Genomic DNA, 19,380 nt, shown 5'->3' on the forward strand with positions numbered 1-19,380 from the left:
ACGAAAGGGGGTGAGTGCGTGAAGGAGCATCATCTTTGGGAGCAAGTGAAAACGAAGCTTGCGCAAAAGCTGCCCGGCCCGTCGTTTGACACGTGGTTTGCCTCGACGTCGGCGACGGTGGATGACGATTGGCTCATCATCGAATGCCTCAACGACATTCAATGTGAATGGCTGCAAACAAGATACGGCGAACTCATCAGTGAAACCGTCCGCGAAGTGTTCGGCCGCGAGATGCGCATCTTCGTTTCTGTCCACGGCGAGCGGCAGAAAATCGAAGAACGGCTCGAACAGCGATACGGCGCTCCGATGACCTTCCGTCAATACATCACCCGCCTTGAGCGGCAGATGGAGGAGCTGGAGCGGCGCATTGACCACTACGCGCGCATCATCGATGAACTGTTGGAATCCCGTCCGATTCACTGATCATCCCCCTAATGAAGCACCCTCCAAACAAGAAGCGGCCTCCGCTCCATCAGGCGGAAGGCCGCTTTTTTATGTCGTAAAAAGTTACATAAATCCAACAAATACGTATATTACTCTGATTTTTCATGCGATTATTCATGTTTTTTGTTAAAATCGCGTTATATAATCTCACATAAAAAATGCATGCTTCATGTTTGACGTGATATGATGGGCACAGCCAAGGCAAAGGGGAAATTGTGAGGGTGATGCGAACAAGAACGGTCGGATTATGGGAGCTGTTGGTGATGACGATTTGGCTTTGGCTGCATCGATGACGATAAACAAGGTAACGAAGATGGAGGGATGGCGACGTGAGACGAAAACTCGTGTTAATCGGCAACGGCATGGCAGGGGTTCGCTGCATCGAGGAGATTTTAAAACTTGACCGCGAGGCGTTTGAGATCACGATTTTTGGCAGCGAACCGCATCCGAATTATAACCGCATTTTGTTGTCGAAGGTGCTGCAAGGAGATACGCGCCTTGATGACATTACGTTGAACAGTTGGGAATGGTACGAACGAAACGGCATTCGGCTGTTTGCCGGCGAAACGGTGACGGAAGTCGACATCAAGCGGCGGCTTGTCCGGACCGACCGTGGGCGGGTAGTCGAATACGATGAATTGATTTTCGCGACAGGGTCGAATCCGTTTATCTTGCCGGTGCCGGGGGCGGATTTGCCCGGGGTGACGGCGTTTCGCGATATCCAAGATTGCGAGCGGATGATCGAATATGCGAAGACGTACAAAAAAGCGGCGGTCATTGGCGGCGGCTTGCTTGGCTTGGAGGCGGCGCGCGGCCTGCTTCACTTAGGAATGGATGTCGATGTCATCCATATTTTCGACTATTTGATGGAACGCCAGCTTGATCCGACCGCTTCCAAGCTGCTGCAGCGGGAGCTGGAGAAACAAGGGATGAACGTTTTGCTTCGCAAGGAGACGGCCGAATTGTTCGGTAACGGCCGTGTGGAGGGAGTGCGGTTTAAGGACGGTACGTCCATTGCCGCCGACTTGGTGGTGATGGCGGTCGGCATTCGTCCGAATGTTGATTTAGCGCGGAGAAGCGGCATTGAAGTGAATCGAGGAATCGTTGTCAATGACTACTTGGAAACGAGCGTGCCGCACATTTACGCGGTCGGTGAATGCGCGGAACATCGCGGTGTTGTGTATGGGCTCGTCGCTCCGCTTTATGAGCAGGGGAAAGTGCTGGCAGAGGCGATTTGCGGCCGAAAAGGAAAGCCGTATGAAGGATCGGTCGTTGCGACTCAGCTGAAAGTGTCCGGTGTCGACGTGTTCTCGGCTGGTGAATTTATGGATGGCGAAGGGACGGAGTCGATCAAACTGTATGACGAAGCACGCTCGGTGTACAAGAAAGTCGTCGTTCGCCAAGGGAAAATCGTTGGGGCGGTGCTGTTTGGCGATACGAGCGAAGGTCGAAAGCTGTTCGATATGATCCAGCGCGGCGATTCGGTTGAGGCGCTCTCGCTGTCGCTGTTTGCCCAAGCCGCTTTAGGCGGGAAGGGAAGCCTTGCGGCGGCGATGGCCGACACCGATGTGGTTTGCGGCTGCAACGGGGTGACAAAAGGCGCGATTTGTCAGGCGATTGCCGAACACGGGCTTAAGACGGTCGCCGAGGTGCGCGACTATACGAACGCGTCTCGCTCGTGCGGCGGATGCAAAGGGCTTGTCGCCGAGCTGCTTGAGCATATGCTTGGTGAAGAAGCGAACCGGTATGCGGTGAAAGAAACGATCTGCGGCTGCACGGACCTAAGCCGTGAGGAAGTGATTGCATCGATCAAAGAAAAACGGCTGATGACGGTCAAAGAAGTGATGAGTGTATTGGGATGGAAAAACGAGGAAGGCTGTTCCAAATGCCGTCCGGCGCTCAATTATTACCTGGGCATGTTGTATCCGGGCGAGTACGATGAAGAAGCGGAATCCTTGTTTGTCAATGAGCGGCTGCACGCCAACATCCAGGCCGACGGCACGTACTCCGTTGTGCCGCGCATATATGGCGGGGTGACGACAGCCGAACAGCTGCGGAACATCGCTGATGTCGCGGAAAAATACAACGTGCCGATGATTAAGATCACCGGCGGGCAGCGCATTGACTTGCTTGGGGTGAAAAAAGAAGATTTGCCGCGCATTTGGGCCGATCTCGGCATGCCGTCAGGCTACGCCTACGCCAAGGCGCTTCGGACGGTGAAAACGTGCGTCGGCAAGCAGTTTTGCCGCTTTGGCACGCAAGATTCGACCGGGCTTGGCATTCGGATGGAACAAACATTTGAGCGGCTGAAAACGCCGCATAAAGTGAAAATGGCCGTCTCCGCCTGCCCGCGCAACTGTGCGGAATCGGGCATTAAAGATGTCGGCGTCGTCGGCGTCGAGGGCGGATGGGAGATTTATGTCGGCGGCAACGGCGGCACCCATTTGCGTGCAGCTGACTTGCTTTGCACGGTCAAGACGGAAGACGAGGTGATCGAGATGACCGGTGCTTTTTTGCAATATTACCGCGAGTCCGCGCATTATTTGGAACGGACGTCCAAATGGGTGGAGCGCGTCGGGCTCGAGCATATCCGCGAAGTGTTGTTCGATGTGGAAACGCGCCGCGCGCTGCTTGAGCGGCTTCACAAAGCTCTTTCCGCGACAACAGATCCGTGGCGGGACATCGTCGAAAACGAGAGACTGCAGCAACTGTTGTTCCGCGATATCGGCGACAAAGAGCCGGTGCCGGTGGAATGAAGGGGGATGACGGCGGGCGGAAAAAGTTGATGTTCCGCCGCCTGGATTGATCATGGGTTAGGATCAATGCTGGAACGAAGAGAGGGAAATGATGGCCATCGTCCAGCCGGAAACGAGGTTTTCGTTTGCGAAACGACGATTTTACGTTGTTGTTCATGAAAGTTTGTAAAGGAATGGCCAAACAGGATCAGACATCGATGCAGGGGGAGGACGAAGAGAGGATGAAGGTGGAAGTGGGAACATTGGAACAGCTGCCGAAGCGGCTCGGAAAATGCGTGCGGGTCGGGAATCGTGAGCTGGCGTTGTTCCGGACGGGTGACGATCAAGTATTTGCCGTTGAAAACCGCTGTCCGCATAGAGGAGGTGATCTGTCGCAAGGCATTGTCAGCGGCGAGTATGTGTTTTGTCCGCTTCATGATTGGAAAATTTGCTTAAGAGACGGTCAGGCACAGGCGCCGGATGAAGGGTGTGTCAAAACGTACCGCGCGGCGGTGAAAGACGGCTTGGTATATGTCGAGCTGTAGGAAGCGGGGGAATGGCGATGACGAACGAATTGCTGCGCTACTTTCGCGCCAAGGAAAAAGAACGGGCGTCAGAAACGGCTGCCGCGACGCAATGTCCGTTTTGCAGCGTCCAGTGCACGCTTCAGCTGGTGGAGGAGCGGATTGTAGAGCGGCGCCGCTACAAGGCGGTCCCGACCGACAACCCGACGTCCAACGGCCGCCTTTGTTTAAAGGGGATGAACGCCCACCAGCACGCTTTGCATCCCGAGCGGCTGTTGGTTCCGCTTGCGAAAGTGGACGGCCGGTTTGTGCGGGTCCGTTGGGAGGAGGCGCTTTCGCTGATCGCGGAACGAATCATCTCCATTCAGAAGGAAGATGGAGTCGATGCGTTTGCTGTTTACGGCGGCGGATCCTTGACGAACGAGGAGGCGTATTTGCTCGGGAAATTTGCCCGCGTGGCGCTCAAGACGCGGCACATCGACTACAACGGCCGTTTTTGCATGTCGGCGGCCGCGGCCGCGATGAACGACGCGTTTGGTCTTGACCGCGGGTTGACGAATCCGCTCTCCGACATTCCACTCGCCCAGACGATCATTTTGGCTGGGACCAATGTCGCCGAATGCCAGCCGACGTTGATGCCGTATGTTTACGAAGCGAAGAAGAACGGCGCTTTTATCATCGTGGTGGATCCGCGGGAAACGAAAACGGCGGCGTTGGCGGATCTGCACCTGCCGCTCAAGCCCGGAACGGATGCGGCGCTGGCCGTCGGCATCGGGAAAGTGCTGCTTGACGAAGGATATATCGATGAAGCGTTTGTGCGCGAGCGGACGGTTGGGTTTGCCGAATGGAAACAGCACATAGAAGCAGTGGAGATGGATGAGATCGTCCGGCTGACTGACGTGCCGGAAGAGAAGATTCGCTTGGCGGCGCGAAAGTACGGGGAGGCGGCCGATGCGATCGTGCTCACGGCGCGCGGCTTGGAGCAGCAGACGGACGGCTATGCGGCGGTCAGACAGTGGATCAACGTCGTGCTGGCAACCGGAAACATCGGCCGTCCTGGCTCTGGGTTTGGCTCGATCACCGGACAAGGGAACGGGCAGGGCGGGCGCGAGCATGGACAAAAAGCCGATCAGCTGCCGGGCTACCGAAGCATTGAGCATCCGCAACACCGGCGGTATATCGCAAGCGTATGGGGCGTTGCGCCGGATGAGCTGCCGCGAAAGGGGGTGTCAGCGTATGAAATGATGCAAAAGATCGATGCGGGCGAGATCACCGGGCTGTTGGTCATGGGGTCGAACCCCGTCGTCTCGAGCCCGAATGCGGCGTTTGTGGCCAAAGCGATGCAAAAACTGAAGTTTCTTGTCGTTGCGGATATGTTTTTGTCCGAAACAGCCGAGCTGGCCGATCTCGTGCTGCCTGTTTCGTCGTATTTGGAAGACGAAGGCACGGTGACGAACGTCGAAGGGCGGGTGTGCTTTCGGCCGGCGGCGCGAAAACGGCTGGGAGAGGTGAAGCACGATTGGGAAATTTTGTGTGATATCGCTTGCAAGCTTGGCAAAGGCCGCTTCTTTCCTTTCACGTCAGCCGAAGAGATTTTCAATGAACTGCGGTTGGCGAGCCGCGGCGGCAAAGCAGATTATTACGGTGTGACGTATGAGCGGCTTCGGCGCGAACGTGTCTACTGGCCTTGCCCCGATGCGCATCATCCTGGGACTCCTCGGTTGTTTACGGAACGGTTTGCTCATCCGGACGGCAAGGCTCGGTTTGCGGTTTTGCCGTTTCGGCCGGAGAAAGAGGAGACGGATGAATGGTATCCGCTTTATTTAACGACCGGACGGGTGCTTGCTCATTATTTGAGCGGAACGCAAACGCGGCGGAGCCCGGCGCTTTCGGCGCGGCAGCCGGAGGCGGTCGTGGAAATCCACCCGAGGACGGCCAAACGATACGGGATCGGCCCAGGGATGCTTGTGCGCATTGAAACGCGCCGCGGTGCGGCGGTCGTCCGCAGCCGATACAATGACCAAATTCGCGAGGATACGATTTTTGTCCCGTTCACTGGAGCGGCCTTGGGCAAATCAACAACGTCACATCCGATGAGCTCGATCCGCATTGCCGCATGCCGGCGTTTAAGCGGTGCGCAGCTCGGGTGCGGCCAGTGGTCGATTTAGGGAGAAATTGACTTGTGTGGTTCATTTCGCCGGAAAAAGCGCTCTCTTTTCCGTCCGCGGCGGGGAATCATCCCCAGCGGGGCGCGCGGACCGAGACGCGCCATAAGAAAAAAAACTTCCCGGCAATACGGCGGGAAGTAGGTGGAGAAATCGCTTTCATTTCCATTTTAGCATAACGAACATTCTGTGCCAAGGGGGAGTTGGGGGAAGATGGCGAGAAAATCGTTTTGGCGCGTCGGGCATGCGCCGACGCTATTGTCGTCGTTTCTCTATTTTGATATTAGTTTCATGATTTGGAACTTGCTTGGTGCGCTCGGGGTGTTTGTCGCTGAACAGTTTGCGCTCACACCGGCGGAAAAAGGGCTGATGGTCGCCATTCCGGTGTTGGGCGGGGCGCTGCTTCGCATTCCGATGGGGCTTTTGGCAGACCGCTGGGGCGGGAAGCGGGCCGGTCTGCTTGGCATGGCGGTGACGGCTATGCCGCTTGTGTGGGGCTGGCGGTTTGCAGATCAGATGACGGATGTGTATGCGCTCGGATTTTTATTAGGGGTGGGCGGAGCCAGCTTCGCTGTTGCCTTGCCGCTCGCGAGCCGCTGGTATCCGAAAGAGTATCAAGGGCTGGCCATGGGGATCGCCGGGGCCGGCAACAGCGGGACGGTGCTGGCGACGCTGTTTGGTCCGCGCCTGGCGGAGATGTATGGTTGGAACGCGGTGTTCGGGTTGGCGCTCGTACCGCTTGTTGTCGTCTTCCTTTTGTTCGCTTGGCTGGCGCGTGAATGTCCAACAGCGGTGAAGCCCATTTCCTTGCGTGAATACCGAGCAGTCCTCCAGCGAAAAGAAGCATGGCTGTTTTGTTTCTTCTACAGCTTGTCATTCGGCGGATTTGTCGGGCTGACGGGTTACTTGGGCATTTTCTTCTTTGATGAATACGGCGTCAGCAAAGTCACGGCCGGCGATTTCGTCACCGCCGTCGTGTTTGCGGGCAGTTTCATCCGGCCGATTGGCGGCTATATCGCCGACCGGATCGGGGGAATGCGGCTTCTTTCCTTGTTGTTTGCCGCTGGGACTTTGTTGCTGGCTTGCATCGGTACATTGCCGTCTCTTTTCGTCCTGTTCGGATTGATGGTTGCTCTTTTCCTTTGTTTTGGCGCGGCGAACGGTGCGTTGTTCCAAGTTGTTCCGACGTGGTTTCCGAAAGAGGTTGGCTTGTTGACGGGCATCATTGGCGCCGCTGGCGGACTGGGAGGGTTTTTGCTGCCGAACGTGCTCGGGGTGATGAAGCAGTGGACCGGTTCTTCGGCGTATGGGTTTTGGATGCTGGTCTTCGTTTTCATGGCCGCGGTAATGGCTGCTCGCCGCCTTCAAGGAACTACGGTTGCGGTCGAATCGTTCTCTCAAAAAGCAGCAGAATGAATAGGGTAACCCAAAGAGACGCTGCAAACTTTCAAAGGAAATCGTTTGATTGAACGAAAAAACTGGTGGAACACAGTCCTTTCTTTAGGTTGACAAAGAGGGGGGTTCGCGGCGTTTCTTAAGTTTTTCCAGCCTTGGCGCTGATTTCGGAAGGATTTCTGTTGAAGAATGAGGGTGAAAAAAGGTGCCCGTGAAGAAATTCAGGGCACTTTCGCATGATCGTTTTATAATCGATTTTGCAAAAATCGAAGCAGCTCATCCGCTTGATTGCCGATGAGGGCGATCAGCTGTTCAAACATCGCATCGCGCTCGAGGTCAAGTTCAATGATGCGCTTGGCCAGTTCGAGGGCTTGTTTGTCCATGGCGGCGTCCTCCTTCGATCGTCTGGGCGGGGTGGAATCGTTCATATTCGCGGCGCAGTTCGGCCATTGTCCACTCTTCGAGACGCTCGCGGTCGGCGGCTAAGCCGAACTGCATCAGTCGTTCGATGTAAAACTGCTTTTTCTTCCGCACGGCGCTTCTCATCCATGTCCCCATTCGATTCCCTCCCTGTTTTTACCTTTACCATATCATCTTTTTCTTCAGCATACAGCAAATGTGTTAAGCTCATTTACAGGAAATTTAAAAAATATGTTAATTTTATTTACAAAAGTTAGCGGGCTAACATCATTTTTTGTATAATTACGTTAGAAAATATAACGAATTGAGGTGAGGAGTATGACAGCTCATCCGCAAGAAGATCACTACAAATACAAAAAAGTCATTTCGATCGGTGTCGTCAGCGAACTGACCGGGCTGTCGCAGCGGCAAATTCGTTATTACGAGGAACGGAAGCTGGTGTTCCCTGACCGTTCCAAAGGAATTCGCAAATATTCGTTCGCCGATGTGGAGCAGTTGATGAAAATCGCCAATCAGCGCGAGGAAGGGGTATCGACGTGGGAAATCCGTCAGGAAATGACGAAAGAGCTGCGCGAGCGGATGTTGAAAGGGCAAATGAATGCGCATTTTCGGATGCGTTCCTAGAAGGCAGGTGAAAAATGGCTGTCACGCGCAAATCAGCGGCATTTCGCCAAAAAAGAAAGATGGCCTCGCAAGGTTTCTCTAATTGAAAAACGTCTGGGATCAGCAACTTTTTGTACTAAATCACCAGCCTCTAGGGGTTCGGACAGATTCGAATTTTGGATGCATCCCTGCTTGGAAGCAGAGCATGCGGAAAACCGCCTGGCCGTGTGCCAACAGGATGTAAACACAGCGGCGTTTGTCCAATAATAAGAGCATAGTTGCTTGGCGCGCACAGAGATTCGTGCGCGCTTTTTTTGTTGCAGGATCAAAAGGTTGGTTTAAAAATATTAATCTTTTTTATTAAATGACTAGACAAATAAATATAAATGTATATAATTTAAATTGAAAACGATATCATTTGTTTTACTCAATGCAAAGAGGAGGAATGAACCATGAAACGGATTTTATTGGCGTGCAGTTCTGGAATGTCGACAAGCTTGCTAGTGACGAAAATGCAGGAGTATGCCAAATCCGTCGGTGAGGAGGCAGAGATTTGGGCGGTCGGCCAAGATCAGGCGAAAAAAGAGATGGCCAAAGCTGATGTCGTCCTTATTGGTCCACAAATGAGCTTTTTGAAAGGGGAATTGCAAAAAGAAGCGCAAAAATATGGCATTCCAGTCGATGTCATTGACATGGTGGCTTATGGGATGGCGGATGGCAAAAAAGTGTATGAGCAGGCATTAAAATTGATGGGGGACAAGTAAGATGGAAAAAATCGATGTCAATCAACTCACCAATGAACAAGTCGCTTTCCAGCTGATTTTGCATAGCGGTAATGCCCGCAGCAAAATCGTCCAAGCCATCCGTGAATACCGGACAGGACGAGTCGGAGATGCGGAACGGCTGATCCAAGAAGCAGAGCAAGACTTAAGCATAGCTCATGATGTTCATTTTCAACTTATTCAAAAAGAAGCTGGCGGCGAGCAACCCAATATTACATTGCTTCTCATGCATGCGGAAGACCATGTCATGTCAACGCTGGCGATGAAAGAGATTGTAAAAGAAATGCTCGCACTGTTGAAGGAACGAAACGTGTGAAGGGAGGATGGCGGCATGAACCAAGCATTATTCGAAAAACTAAGCAAAATTCTCGTTCCGATCGCGGGAAAGTTGAACAATAGCCGTTATTTACAAGTGTTGCGCGATGCATTTATGTTGGCGTTTCCGTTGACGATTTTCGGTTCAATCGCGGTCGTCATCGCTAACTTGCCGTTTTTGGACAAGGTGATGAGTGAAAACAGCCTCAATACACTCAAGGAGATGCTCGGCGTTGCTCCAAATGCAACGATGGGCGTGATGACGATTTTCGTTGTATTCGGCATCGGCTACTATTTATCGAAAAGTTATGAAGTCGAAGGGGTTTTTGGCGGTGCGATCGCGTTAGCTTCTTTTCTCTTGTTGACGCCATTCGTTTTGCAGGTTGAGGGGAAAGAGGCTGTGCAAGGAGTCATCCCGCTCGACCGCCTAGGAGCGAAAGGGATGTTTCTTGGCATGATTACCGCATTTACTGCTGGTGAAATTTACCGGAAGGTTGTACAAAAAAATATTACAATCAAAATGCCGGCCGGGGTGCCGCCGGCGGTTGCGAAGTCGTTTGCGGCGTTGATTCCGGCGGTGGTCACCCTGACCTTCTTCCTCGTTGTCAATATCATTGTAACACAAATTTTTAAGACAAACATGCATGATGTCATTTACAATGCAGTGCAAGCACCGCTTGTCGGGCTGGGAAGCGGCATTATTGCAACGATGATCGCGATTTTTGTCACGCAAATTTTGTGGTTTTTCGGGCTGCACGGGCAAATCATCATTAACTCGGTGATGGATCCGATTTGGAACACACTGTCGCTCGAAAACTTAAATGCGTATACAAAAACGGGGGAAGTTCCGCATGTCGTCAGCAAACAGTTTATTGAAATTTACACGGTCGGCATGGGCGGAACGGGAATGACGCTCGCTGTCATTTTCGCCATCTTGCTCTTTATGAAGAGCAAGCAAATGAAGCAGGTGGCGAAGCTCGGGCTCGGACCCGGAATCTTTAACGTCAATGAACCGATTATTTTCGGTTTGCCGGTCGTGATGAATCCGCTCGTCATCGTCCCGTGGATTTTGGCGCCGATGGTCGTCACGTTGGTGACCTATTTGGCGATGTCCTCAGGCCTTGTACCCCCGCCTAACGGCGTAGCGGTGCCATGGACGGTGCCGATTTTCATCAACGGCATTATGGCGACGAACTCGCTGGCCGGCGGATTGCTGCAAGTGGTCAATTTCCTGATTGTGCTTGTCATTTGGTTTCCATTCTTAAAGTTCATTGACCGGATGAACTTGCAAAAAGAGCGGGAAGAGGGGCAAGACGCTGCGAAAAGTGCATCATAACGATACAGCAAATGAGGTGAATCGCGATGGAACAACAATCGAAGCAACCAATCACATATCGTTTCCCTGCCGGATTTTGGTGGGGGAGTGCGACATCCGCGACGCAAATCGAAGGAGCGGCAAACGAAGGCGGAAAAGGAAAGAACATTTGGGATCATTGGTATGAGCAAGAGCCTCATCGCTTTTTTCAAGGCGTCGGCCCAGAAGTGACATCCGATTTTTATCATCGTTACAAAGAAGATATTGCGTTAATGAAGGAGATCGGCCATAATTCATTCCGGTTTTCCATTTCATGGTCGCGCTTGATTCCGGATGGGGTTGGTGAGGTCAACTCGGAGGCGGTGCGGTTTTACAATGCGGTCATCGATGAATTGCTGGCGAATGGGATTGAACCGTTTGTGAATTTGTACCATTTTGATATGCCGCTGGTGATGCAAAACATTGGCGGATGGGAAAATCGCGAGGTTATCGATGCTTATGCCCGCTATGCCAGCCTTTGCTTTCAACTGTTTGGCGATCGGGTGAAAACATGGTTTACGCACAATGAACCCATTGTCCCTGTAGAAGGCGGGTATTTGTACGATTTCCACTATCCGAATGTAGTTGACTTCCGCCGCGCCGTGCAGGTGGCTTACCATACGATGATCGCCCATGCCAAAGCGGTTGCCGCCTTCCGCAGGGCGGCGATACAGGGTGGAAAGATCGGCATTATTTTGAATTTAACGCCGTCTTATCCGCGCAGCCAACATCCGGCTGATGTGAAAGCAGCGCATATCGCTGATTTGTTGTTTAACCGCAGTTTTTTAGATCCTGCGGTAAAAGGAGAATACCCGCAAGATTTAATCGAGCTGTTGGCTGAACACCGTTTTTTGCCGGTGACGGAAGTCGGTGACCGCGAACTCATCAAAGAAAATACGATCGATTTGCTTGGGATCAACTACTATCAACCGCGACGTGTGAAGGCGAAAGAACATCTGCCCAACCCGGACGCTCCGTTTTTGCCTGAACGGTTTTTCGATTATTATGCCATGCCTGGGCGGAAGATGAATCCGTATCGCGGGTGGGAAATTTATGAAAAAGGCATTTATGATATTTTAATCAATATTAAGGAAAACTATGGAAACATTGAGTGCTTTATTTCCGAAAATGGCATGGGCGTTGAAGGAGAAGAACGGTTCCGTGATGAAAGCGGCATGATTCATGACGACTACCGGATTGAATTCATCCGCGGGCATTTAAAATGGGTGCATCGCGCGATTGAAGAAGGGGTCAATGTGAAAGGATACCACCTTTGGACATTTATGGACAACTGGTCGTGGACGAATGCCTACAAAAATCGGTACGGATTGGTCGCTGTTGACCTGGACAATCATTTGAAACGGACGATTAAAAAGAGCGGCTACTGGTTGAAAACAGTGGCGGAAAACAATGGGTTTTAAGTGAAAGAAAAGGCGTCCCGGACAGCGGGGCGCTTTTTGTCGGTCGGGAAACCAGGACGGCGAAATCGGTGAAGGAGAAAGCCGCATTGAGTATTGTGCAAACAGATGATTGTTCGTACAATGAAAATAGGATAATGACAAGGGATGAAAACGATGCCGAAATATGAGCAAATTTCGAATGAGATCCGCAGACGAATTAAAGAGGGAGTGTATTCCCTAGACGCGCCGATTCCAGACGAAATCTCGCTCGCCGAGGAGTTTGGCTGCAGCCGGATGACGGTAAAGCGGGCGCTTGATGTGCTCGTATCCGAAGGGCTGTTGTATCGAAAGCGCGGTCATGGCACGTTTATTGTAAAATCCGCCATGCTTGACGGATTGGTGAATGTCGTCAGCAACGAAACACTTGGCTTGACGAGTTTATTGAAAGGGCGAAAGGTGACAAGCCAAATCATTACGTTCGAAGTATTGTTTCCATCCGATGAAGTAGCCGCCCATTTGTGCATTGACACGAACACACCGGTGTACCACTTGATTCGGCTGCGCAATGTTGATGGGGAGCCGTACGTCATTGAACGGACGTATATGCCCGTCCATTTGATCCCGGGGCTCAATGAAACGGTGCTTCATGGCTCGATTTATCGTTACATCACTCACGAGCTCGGCTTAACGATTGCAGGGTCGCACCGGAAAATCCGCGCAGATAAACCGAATGAGCTTGATCGCCAGTACTTGCAGTGCGCGCCCGACGATCCAGTGCTGGAATTGGAGCAGGTTGGTTTTTTGAACAACGGGGAGCCGTTTGAATACTCGTTTTCCCGCCATCGGTATGACAAATTCGTATTCGTCACGGTAAGCACCCGCCGCTAAATGACGCCTGCTTTCGCGATCCGGGGAAGGCAGGCGCATTTTGGTGCCGTTCAGGGGGGGCTCTTTCTGTCTTTCTTCATAAAAGGTTGGTGACAACCAATCTTTTTATTTAATTCGGGTGGTAGTTGATCAGAAAGAAGAGCAGATCTGACAATGTTTCTCCAATTGAAATAGGGTTGGAATGATCCGCCTTTTGCATGAAATCACCACCCTTCTAGAAAGCTGGTGATTTAGTGAAAAGTCGCAGAAAACGGAATCTCTTCTCAAATGGAGAAGTCCTGTAACATCAACGCTTCTCTTTCAGCCGAAAGCAACGGGTTCGGCGAAATCGGTCGTTTTTCACCAGTCCTCTAGAGGGCCGGTGATTTAGTACAAAATGCCGCTATTCCATCTTTTTCTCAATTAGAGAAGCCTTGCGAAATCAGCCTTCTTTTTTTGGTGAAATGCCGCTGATTTGCTCGTGGCAGCCGTTTTTCACCGGCCTTCTAGGGCACAAGGCGCTTTCTGACACATCTTTTGTTTGATCGAAACAGCTGTGGTGCTTGATTCATTCGGAACGGCGGCTAAAAACTGCTTGTACAGGGGAAGTGTTCGATTAGGGCGAGGAAACAGAGATGTGACTTCAGTACGCGCGTCTCCCGACTGGTCATGCAGCGATCTTTTCTCCTTTTTTCTCCATTTATAATGCCGCTCGATCGATTCCATAATGTAAATGGATAGAACGAGCAGGGGAAGGATGCCGCCAATGAGAAGCAAAGCGACGCAGTGGCTGTTGTCTGTATGGGGACTGATGGATCCACTCTATTATGCATGTTCCCGCCTTGAATATGCTGGTGGGAAAGAGAACGGCTGTCGTTCCATTTTTCGCGTCCGTTTGCTTCGATACAAGGGTGAAACCATTCACCTTTCGGACGGAACGACGATTGCGGCCAATGACTGGCTGTTGAAAATTCACCTTCATAATGTTCGTCTGCTTCGCGAACTGATGCAGTATCGAAGCGATATTCAAAAAGGACGTTATATTTTCGAACAAGTGAAGGCCAGTTTGCCGTATGTTGCCCATTATCTTTACCATCACGAACAGTCCGCCAGCATAAAAGGGATTATCGGCGTGACGATGTTAAACAAAGGTTGTGAGAGACTCGGATTTGATGTCATTAACATTGGCAATTCATTTTACCGTTGGTTTAAAATGGCATCCCATTGGCCGATGATGACAGTGGCCCAACACCGTCTCATGCCGCTTGTCCGTCCGCCGAAATATTTGGTGATGTCAAAGGGAAAATTGTTTTCGTTGTACGGCTGCCATCTCATCCACTAACTCCCTCTTTCTTCTCTCCTCCATTTCACTATAATGGGTATCGAGGGAGGAGAGAAGACGATGACATTCTTTTTTGTTTTTCTTGCAATCTTGTCATTGCTTGCTTTTGTCATTCGCAAAGCCCACCGCAATACGTATGAAGCGGTTTTGCATAAAGTCCAAGTCGGTCGTTCAGAGGATGGAGATGGAGCCCTTCGGATTTTGCAGCTATCGGATTTGCATCTTGAAAAACTGTCGATCACCCCGGACGATTTATACGAAAAGCTGAAAGAGGAAGCGATCGATTTGATCGCGTTGACGGGCGACTTTTTGGACCGTGAGGAAAGCATCGCCAAGCTCGGTCCGTATTTGGCCGCGCTGAATGCATTGAAACCGACGTACGGCATGTATGCGGTGTTTGGCAACCACGATTACGTGCTGCAAGGCGAACCGTTTGCGCGCTTGAAAGCGACGCTTGAGGCGCACGGCTGCGTCGTCTTGCAAAACGAGACGAAAACGATCACCGTCAACGGTCAAACCGTCAATATCATCGGCATCGATGACTTTTACACGGGGCGCAGCGACATCGAAAAGGCGTATGCGGGCGTGAAAGACGGCATCAACCTTGTGTTGACGCACGATCCGGACATCGTGCCGCATATGAAAGACTATCATTTTGACTACTTGTTGTCCGGCCATTTCCACGGCGGACAAATTCATTGGCCAAAGCCGTACCATTTGGCGAAAATGAGCAAAACGCTCACCGAGCGGAACATGATCAAAGGTTATCATGAATGGGAGGGAAAACCGTTTTATATCAACGAAGGGCTTGGGCAAACCGGGGTGAACATCCGGATCGGCTCGAAGCCGGAAGTGACGCTCCACTTGTTGGCGCTGCCGTCCCGAAGAGAAGCGGTGAAAGCTGTCTAATTGGCAGCTTTTTATTTTTTTAGGTAGGAAAGCGGTTTCGCTTGCGCGTGCCACCATGCGGCGCGCTTTTTGTGTAGACTCGTCTCCCCGTTGTTGGGGGAAAATCAATGACAGTTTGCATAGACAAGGGAAACCATCGCCATACTTTTTAAAGAAAGGAGTGAATGGCCAATGGAACCGTCGTGGAAAGCTCTCTTGCCATTTTTAGTTGTCATCCCGATTTCGATTTGGACGAAGCAAGTCATCCCCGGGCTGTTTGTCGGGCTGTTGGTTGGCAGTTATTTGATGACCCCGTCCTTGCTTGGCGGGTTGCGGACGATGCTTCATTACGTTGTTGACAACTTAATGCAGACGAACAACATTCGCATCATCATTTTCTTGTATGTGTTCGCCGGTCTTGTGAGCATGATCAAATACACCGGCGGAATCAAAGGATTTGTCCATCTCGTCAGCCAAAAAGTGAAATCGGCCAAAACCGCTATGCTGCTGACGTGGATTTCGACGATGGTGACGTTTAGCGACCCCGATTTTCGCATCGTCACCGTCGCGCCGATCATGAAGGCGCTGCGCAAACGGCTCGGGCTGTCGTCCCAGCAAATCGGCTTTGCCATTGAGGTGACATCCAACCCGGTTGTCGCGCTCATCCCAATTGCCACCGCGTTTGTCGGCTATATGGTGTCGGTCATCGATAAGGCGCTTGATACGGCCGGCATCGGCGCGGAGCCGTACATCGTGTACGTCCGAAGCATTCCGTTTAACTTTTTCTCGTATGCCATTATTGCCGTCGGGCTCTACTACAGTTTTTTTTGTCTATTCGCGCCAAAAACAAGCAGCAGTAAGCGAAAAGCGGAAAGAGGCGCCGATTCGGAGCTGGAACGAGCGGTTGGCGCTCGAAATGGCGGAAGAACAGCGGCCGGCTGACCATGAACCCAATGAAGCGCAAGGGGAAGAAGGGGACGCGATGCAGACATGCCCGCGCGCCTACCAAAAAGAAACGCCGGTCAAGCCGTGGAATTTGATCGTTCCGCTTTCGATCGTGCTTGTCTTGACGTTGTTTTTAAGCTGGTGGGACGGCCGCCGGGGGGCAAGAACGTTTTGGCAGGCGTTTTTGCAAAGCGATGCGCTCGGCGCGATGTTGGAGGCGCTGTTGTTTACCGTCATCATTACAGTTGCTTTCTTCCTTTGGCAGCGATTTAAATTGAACGATTTGTTGACGCATTTTGTCAAAGGCGGCAATGAGCTGATTTCCGTCATTTTAATGCTGGCGCTCATTTGGGCGCTGTCGGCTGTGGCGGAGGATTTAGGGTTTTCGCAATACATTACGGGCCATGTCAAAGAATGGATTCCGCCGTTTTTCGTCGCCCCGATTTTGTTTTTGCTTGGCGCTGTCATTTCCTATTTCATCGGCTCGTCGTGGGGGACGTGGGGGATGTTGATGCCGCTTGGCGTAACGCTAGCGAGCCAGTCGGGAACGAACATTTTGCCGGTCATCGGCGCGGTGTTTGCGAGCGGGACGTTCGGGGCGTTTGCGTCGCCGCTTAGCGACAATACGGTGACGCTTTGCACCATTTTGGATTTGCCGGTGATGGAATACGCGCGAACGAAGCTGATTCCGTCGTTGATCGCCGCCGGCATCGCCGCCGTTTTGTTCGGCGCGACATCGTTTCTTTTGCATTAACGCCGTTATCGCCCTCTTTCGCCTTCCGTGATACACTAAAAGAAAAAAGAAAGGGGAACGCTGATGGGAGAGGCGGAACGGCGGCTTGAGGAGCTCGGCCAATGGCGGGAGGAAGATCCGAAAGAACGGCTCGAGCAGCTGAATGAGCGGCTCGCGGTGGAGGATGCGTATTATCGGGCCGCAGAAGATGAGAGGGCGCGCGAACGGTATTACCGCCATCTGCCGCTTGAAGGGGACGGATTGATGTTGTTTGTCCGCTATCATGAACTGGCGGCGCACACCCATAAGCGGCGGCTGCCGTATTTTTTCAGCAAGGATGAGTATTTGTACACATGGGTCGACTTGCACCCGGACGGAACGGTGCGCAGCTTGTATTCCGGCGAGCGGAAAGATCCACGAACACTGATCGTTCAAGATGTGGAAACGATGAAGCGGCGTTATGAAGAGTTTCGTCAACTGTTGAGAAGGACGAAAAATGGATGGGGCGATGTGCACGAGCGGGTGAACACGATCGAGCAGCAATGGAAATTCAATGCGGAACATGTTGTCCCGCAGTCGTGGTTTGGCGCCCGCGAACCGATGAAAGGCGATTTGCATCATTTATTCGTTTGCCAGCCGGAGTGCAATACGATGCGGTCGAATTTTCCGTACGCGGATTTCCCGTTTTACAATCCGGAAGATCCCGACGAGCAAATCCAAAACCGCTGCGGCGTCGTCCATAACGGCTATTTCGAGCCGGAATACGGCAAAGGGACGGCGGCAAGGGCGATGCTTTACTTTCTGCTTCGCTACCCGAAGGCGATCGCGAAATCATTCCGGCGCAAAATCGATATTCCGCTCCTTGTCCGTTGGCACGAACAATTTCCGCCAACGGTGTATGAGCATCATCGCAACAGCGCGATTTTCTTCATCCAAGGCAACCGCAATCCGTTCATTGATTTCCCGGAACTAGCGGGAAGGATGGTGTTTCCGTTTGAGGGGGCGCTGTGAAATGAGATTGAAGGCGAATATCGGCTTTTTTGTTTCCAAAGCGCATCTGAATCGCTTGGAAGTGGAGAAACAAGAGTGATGGCAAAAAAGCTGTCTCCCGAAATAAACGACCGTCTTTCGGGGACAGCTTTTTGCCTTGCTGCTAGACAAAGTGTGAAAGAGATCAAGCGGAAATGGTTTGTTCGTCCGCCGCGTGGCGGTCTGCTTGTTTGCGGAAGTACGTTGCGACAATCGGGCCGGAAATATTGTGCCAGACGCTGAAAATAGCGCTTGGAACGGCGGCGAGCGGCGAAAAATGGGCGGTCGCTAAAGCCGCACCAAGCCCAGAGTTTTGCATGCCCACTTCAATGGAAATCGCCTTTTGTTTTGGCGGCGACAGGCGAAACAGTTTGGCAAACCAATACCCAAGCAGCAAGCCCAATCCGTTGTGAGCGACTACAATCAGAAAAATAAGAAGCCCGCTTTTGGCAATGGCCGCTTGGTTTTGCCCGACGACGGCGGCGACGATGGCAACAATGGCGATGACCGAAACGAGCGGCAGCGCCGGGATGCACGCTTTTACTTGCTTTTGGAACAGCGCCTGGGCGATGAGCCCTAAAACAATCGGAATCAGCACGACTTTAACGATCGACCAAAACAAGGCGGCAGCGGACACCGACAGCCATTTTCCCGCTAAAAGCAAAATGAGCGACGGCGTCAAAATCGGCGCTAAAATCGTCGAAACAGAAGTGACGGCGACCGACAGCGCGTATCCCCTTTCGCCAAATACGTCATGACGTTGGACGCCGTCCCGCCCGGGCAGCAGCCGACTAAAATAATGCCAAGCGCCACCTCACGTGAAACCGGCAGAAAGTAAGCGAGCAAAAACGCGACAAGCGGCATGATCAGAAACTGGGCAACGACGCCGATCAACACATCAAGCGGACGCTTGAACACCTCTTTAAAATCGTTCGCTGACAGCGTCAATCCCATGCCAAACATCACGATGCCTAGAAGCGGCACGATATACGGAGCGATCCACGTAAATGCGCTGGGAGCGAAAAAGGCGAGCGCTCCAAACAGAAGCACCCAGATGGCAAAGGTGTTGCCGACAAAGTTGCTGATTTTTCCTAGTGTGTTCATTGAGCTTCCTCCTTGAGCAAAGATGGGAAAGATATACAAAAGATTATATACACTTTTCAGAAAAATTCAACTGATGAGGTGGCGAATTTTGAAGAAATGATGACAATGAGGAATGATTGTGAAAAAAGTCACTCCTTTCTTCTTTGCTTATGGTATGATTGGAATTGAGAAGAAGAATCATTATTGAACCACAGGAGAGACGGATAGAAAAACAGGGGGAAATGATCATGGTGCTGACTGATTTGCATAAAGGGGAAACAGCGGTCGTCGTCCGTCTGGCCATTGAGCAGGAGGCACTGAAACAGCGTCTTCTTCAGGTAGCGTCAAAAGTTCTA

At 51.9% G+C, this 19,380-nt stretch carries 15 protein-coding genes and 3 pseudogenes; 15 read left to right on the top strand and 3 right to left on the bottom strand.

Going from position 1 to position 19,380, the window contains the following annotated elements; all coding sequences use genetic code 11:
• Window positions 1-18 precede the first annotated feature (18 nt).
• From I656_RS04805 to I656_RS04790, 5 genes and pseudogenes are all read left to right on the top strand, one after another.
• Entirely contained in the window at window positions 19-423 is a 405-nt protein-coding gene (locus I656_RS04805) for a DnaA N-terminal domain-containing protein (RefSeq protein ID WP_020755829.1), read from the top strand.
• 350 nt (window positions 424-773) lie between these two features.
• A complete protein-coding gene (gene nirB / locus I656_RS04800) occupies window positions 774-3,200 on the top strand; it encodes a nitrite reductase large subunit NirB (protein ID WP_020755831.1) in 2,427 nt (808 codons plus the stop codon).
• 221 nt (window positions 3,201-3,421) lie between these two features.
• Window positions 3,422-3,724, top strand: a complete 303-nt coding sequence (nirD, locus tag I656_RS0116120) for a nitrite reductase small subunit NirD (protein ID WP_033006119.1) — start codon at window positions 3,422-3,424, stop codon at window positions 3,722-3,724.
• A gap of 11 nt (window positions 3,725-3,735) precedes the next feature.
• A pseudogene (locus I656_RS04795) lies at window positions 3,736-5,882 on the top strand (molybdopterin oxidoreductase family protein).
• A 199-nt stretch (window positions 5,883-6,081) separates the two neighbouring features.
• Window positions 6,082-7,284 carry a NarK/NasA family nitrate transporter gene (locus I656_RS04790; protein WP_033006100.1) on the top strand — a complete coding sequence of 401 codons (1,203 nt, stop codon included), beginning with the start codon at window positions 6,082-6,084 and terminating at the stop codon, window positions 7,282-7,284.
• A gap of 224 nt (window positions 7,285-7,508) precedes the next feature.
• Here I656_RS04790 and I656_RS18725 read toward each other — a convergent pair whose 3' ends face one another.
• Window positions 7,509-7,646, bottom strand: a complete 138-nt coding sequence (locus I656_RS18725; protein WP_015374950.1) for a hypothetical protein — start codon at window positions 7,644-7,646, stop codon at window positions 7,509-7,511.
• Window positions 7,606-7,821, bottom strand: a complete 216-nt coding sequence (locus I656_RS18095) for a Fur-regulated basic protein FbpA (RefSeq protein ID WP_015374949.1) — start codon at window positions 7,819-7,821, stop codon at window positions 7,606-7,608. The genes I656_RS18725 and I656_RS18095 overlap by 41 nt, the downstream gene beginning before the upstream one ends.
• A 180-nt stretch (window positions 7,822-8,001) precedes the next feature.
• Here I656_RS18095 and I656_RS04785 point away from each other — a divergent pair, with 180 nt between their 5' ends.
• From I656_RS04785 to I656_RS04745, 10 genes and pseudogenes are all read left to right on the top strand, one after another.
• Complete coding sequence (locus I656_RS04785) at window positions 8,002-8,307, top strand: MerR family transcriptional regulator (RefSeq protein WP_015374948.1); 306 nt, start codon at window positions 8,002-8,004, stop codon at window positions 8,305-8,307.
• Window positions 8,308-8,738: 431 nt separating this feature from the next.
• Window positions 8,739-9,050: a PTS sugar transporter subunit IIB gene (locus I656_RS04780; RefSeq protein ID WP_013145220.1), complete on the top strand. Its 312-nt coding sequence runs from the start codon at window positions 8,739-8,741 to the stop codon at window positions 9,048-9,050.
• Between the two features lies 1 nt (window position 9,051).
• Window positions 9,052-9,384 (top strand): PTS lactose/cellobiose transporter subunit IIA, encoded by a 333-nt coding sequence (locus tag I656_RS04775; RefSeq protein WP_015374947.1) that lies wholly within the window; start codon window positions 9,052-9,054, stop codon window positions 9,382-9,384.
• Between the two features lie 15 nt (window positions 9,385-9,399).
• On the top strand, window positions 9,400-10,719 hold the full coding sequence (gene celB, locus I656_RS04770; protein WP_020755838.1) for a PTS cellobiose transporter subunit IIC: 1,320 nt from the start codon (window positions 9,400-9,402) through the stop codon (window positions 10,717-10,719).
• Between the two features lie 26 nt (window positions 10,720-10,745).
• Entirely contained in the window at window positions 10,746-12,158 is a 1,413-nt protein-coding gene (locus I656_RS04765) for a glycoside hydrolase family 1 protein (protein WP_020755839.1), read from the top strand.
• A 153-nt stretch (window positions 12,159-12,311) separates the two neighbouring features.
• Window positions 12,312-13,025, top strand: coding sequence for a GntR family transcriptional regulator (locus I656_RS04760; protein ID WP_033006105.1), 714 nt, complete (start codon window positions 12,312-12,314; stop codon window positions 13,023-13,025).
• Between the two features lie 745 nt (window positions 13,026-13,770).
• Entirely contained in the window at window positions 13,771-14,346 is a 576-nt protein-coding gene (locus I656_RS04755; protein ID WP_033006121.1) for a YkoP family protein, read from the top strand.
• Window positions 14,347-14,406: 60 nt separating this feature from the next.
• On the top strand, window positions 14,407-15,255 hold the full coding sequence (locus I656_RS04750; protein ID WP_033006112.1) for a metallophosphoesterase: 849 nt from the start codon (window positions 14,407-14,409) through the stop codon (window positions 15,253-15,255).
• 171 nt (window positions 15,256-15,426) lie between these two features.
• Window positions 15,427-16,933: pseudogene (locus I656_RS19930) on the top strand (Na+/H+ antiporter NhaC family protein).
• A gap of 63 nt (window positions 16,934-16,996) precedes the next feature.
• Window positions 16,997-17,923: an endonuclease I family protein gene (locus I656_RS04745; RefSeq protein WP_015374940.1), complete on the top strand. Its 927-nt coding sequence runs from the start codon at window positions 16,997-16,999 to the stop codon at window positions 17,921-17,923.
• A gap of 163 nt (window positions 17,924-18,086) precedes the next feature.
• On the opposite strand, the pseudogene I656_RS0116135 reads toward I656_RS04745, so the two are convergent.
• Window positions 18,087-19,045 (bottom strand): annotated as a pseudogene (locus I656_RS0116135) (bile acid:sodium symporter family protein).
• Between the last annotated feature and the right edge of the window lie 335 nt (window positions 19,046-19,380).

This window comes from Geobacillus sp. WSUCF1 (genome assembly GCF_000422025.1).
GTDB lineage: Bacteria > Bacillota > Bacilli > Bacillales > Anoxybacillaceae > Geobacillus > Geobacillus zalihae.

Excerpts from the sequence above, each read along its gene's own strand:
- I656_RS18725 (WP_015374950.1), bottom strand. The coding sequence starts at position 7,646 with ATGGACAAACAAGCCCTCGAACTGGCCAAGCGCATCATTGAACTTGAC.
- I656_RS04745 (WP_015374940.1), top strand. The coding sequence starts at position 16,997 with ATGGGAGAGGCGGAACGGCGGCTTGAGGAGCTCGGCCAATGGCGGGAG.
- I656_RS04785 (WP_015374948.1), top strand. The coding sequence starts at position 8,002 with ATGACAGCTCATCCGCAAGAAGATCACTACAAATACAAAAAAGTCATT.
- I656_RS04755 (WP_033006121.1), top strand. The coding sequence starts at position 13,771 with ATGAGAAGCAAAGCGACGCAGTGGCTGTTGTCTGTATGGGGACTGATG.
- I656_RS18095 (WP_015374949.1), bottom strand. The coding sequence starts at position 7,821 with ATGGGGACATGGATGAGAAGCGCCGTGCGGAAGAAAAAGCAGTTTTAC.
- nirD (WP_033006119.1), top strand. The coding sequence starts at position 3,422 with ATGAAGGTGGAAGTGGGAACATTGGAACAGCTGCCGAAGCGGCTCGGA.
- celB (WP_020755838.1), top strand. The coding sequence starts at position 9,400 with ATGAACCAAGCATTATTCGAAAAACTAAGCAAAATTCTCGTTCCGATC.
- I656_RS04750 (WP_033006112.1), top strand. The coding sequence starts at position 14,407 with ATGACATTCTTTTTTGTTTTTCTTGCAATCTTGTCATTGCTTGCTTTT.
- I656_RS04760 (WP_033006105.1), top strand. The coding sequence starts at position 12,312 with ATGCCGAAATATGAGCAAATTTCGAATGAGATCCGCAGACGAATTAAA.
- I656_RS04775 (WP_015374947.1), top strand. The coding sequence starts at position 9,052 with ATGGAAAAAATCGATGTCAATCAACTCACCAATGAACAAGTCGCTTTC.
- I656_RS04765 (WP_020755839.1), top strand. The coding sequence starts at position 10,746 with ATGGAACAACAATCGAAGCAACCAATCACATATCGTTTCCCTGCCGGA.
- I656_RS04790 (WP_033006100.1), top strand. The coding sequence starts at position 6,082 with ATGGCGAGAAAATCGTTTTGGCGCGTCGGGCATGCGCCGACGCTATTG.
- I656_RS04780 (WP_013145220.1), top strand. The coding sequence starts at position 8,739 with ATGAAACGGATTTTATTGGCGTGCAGTTCTGGAATGTCGACAAGCTTG.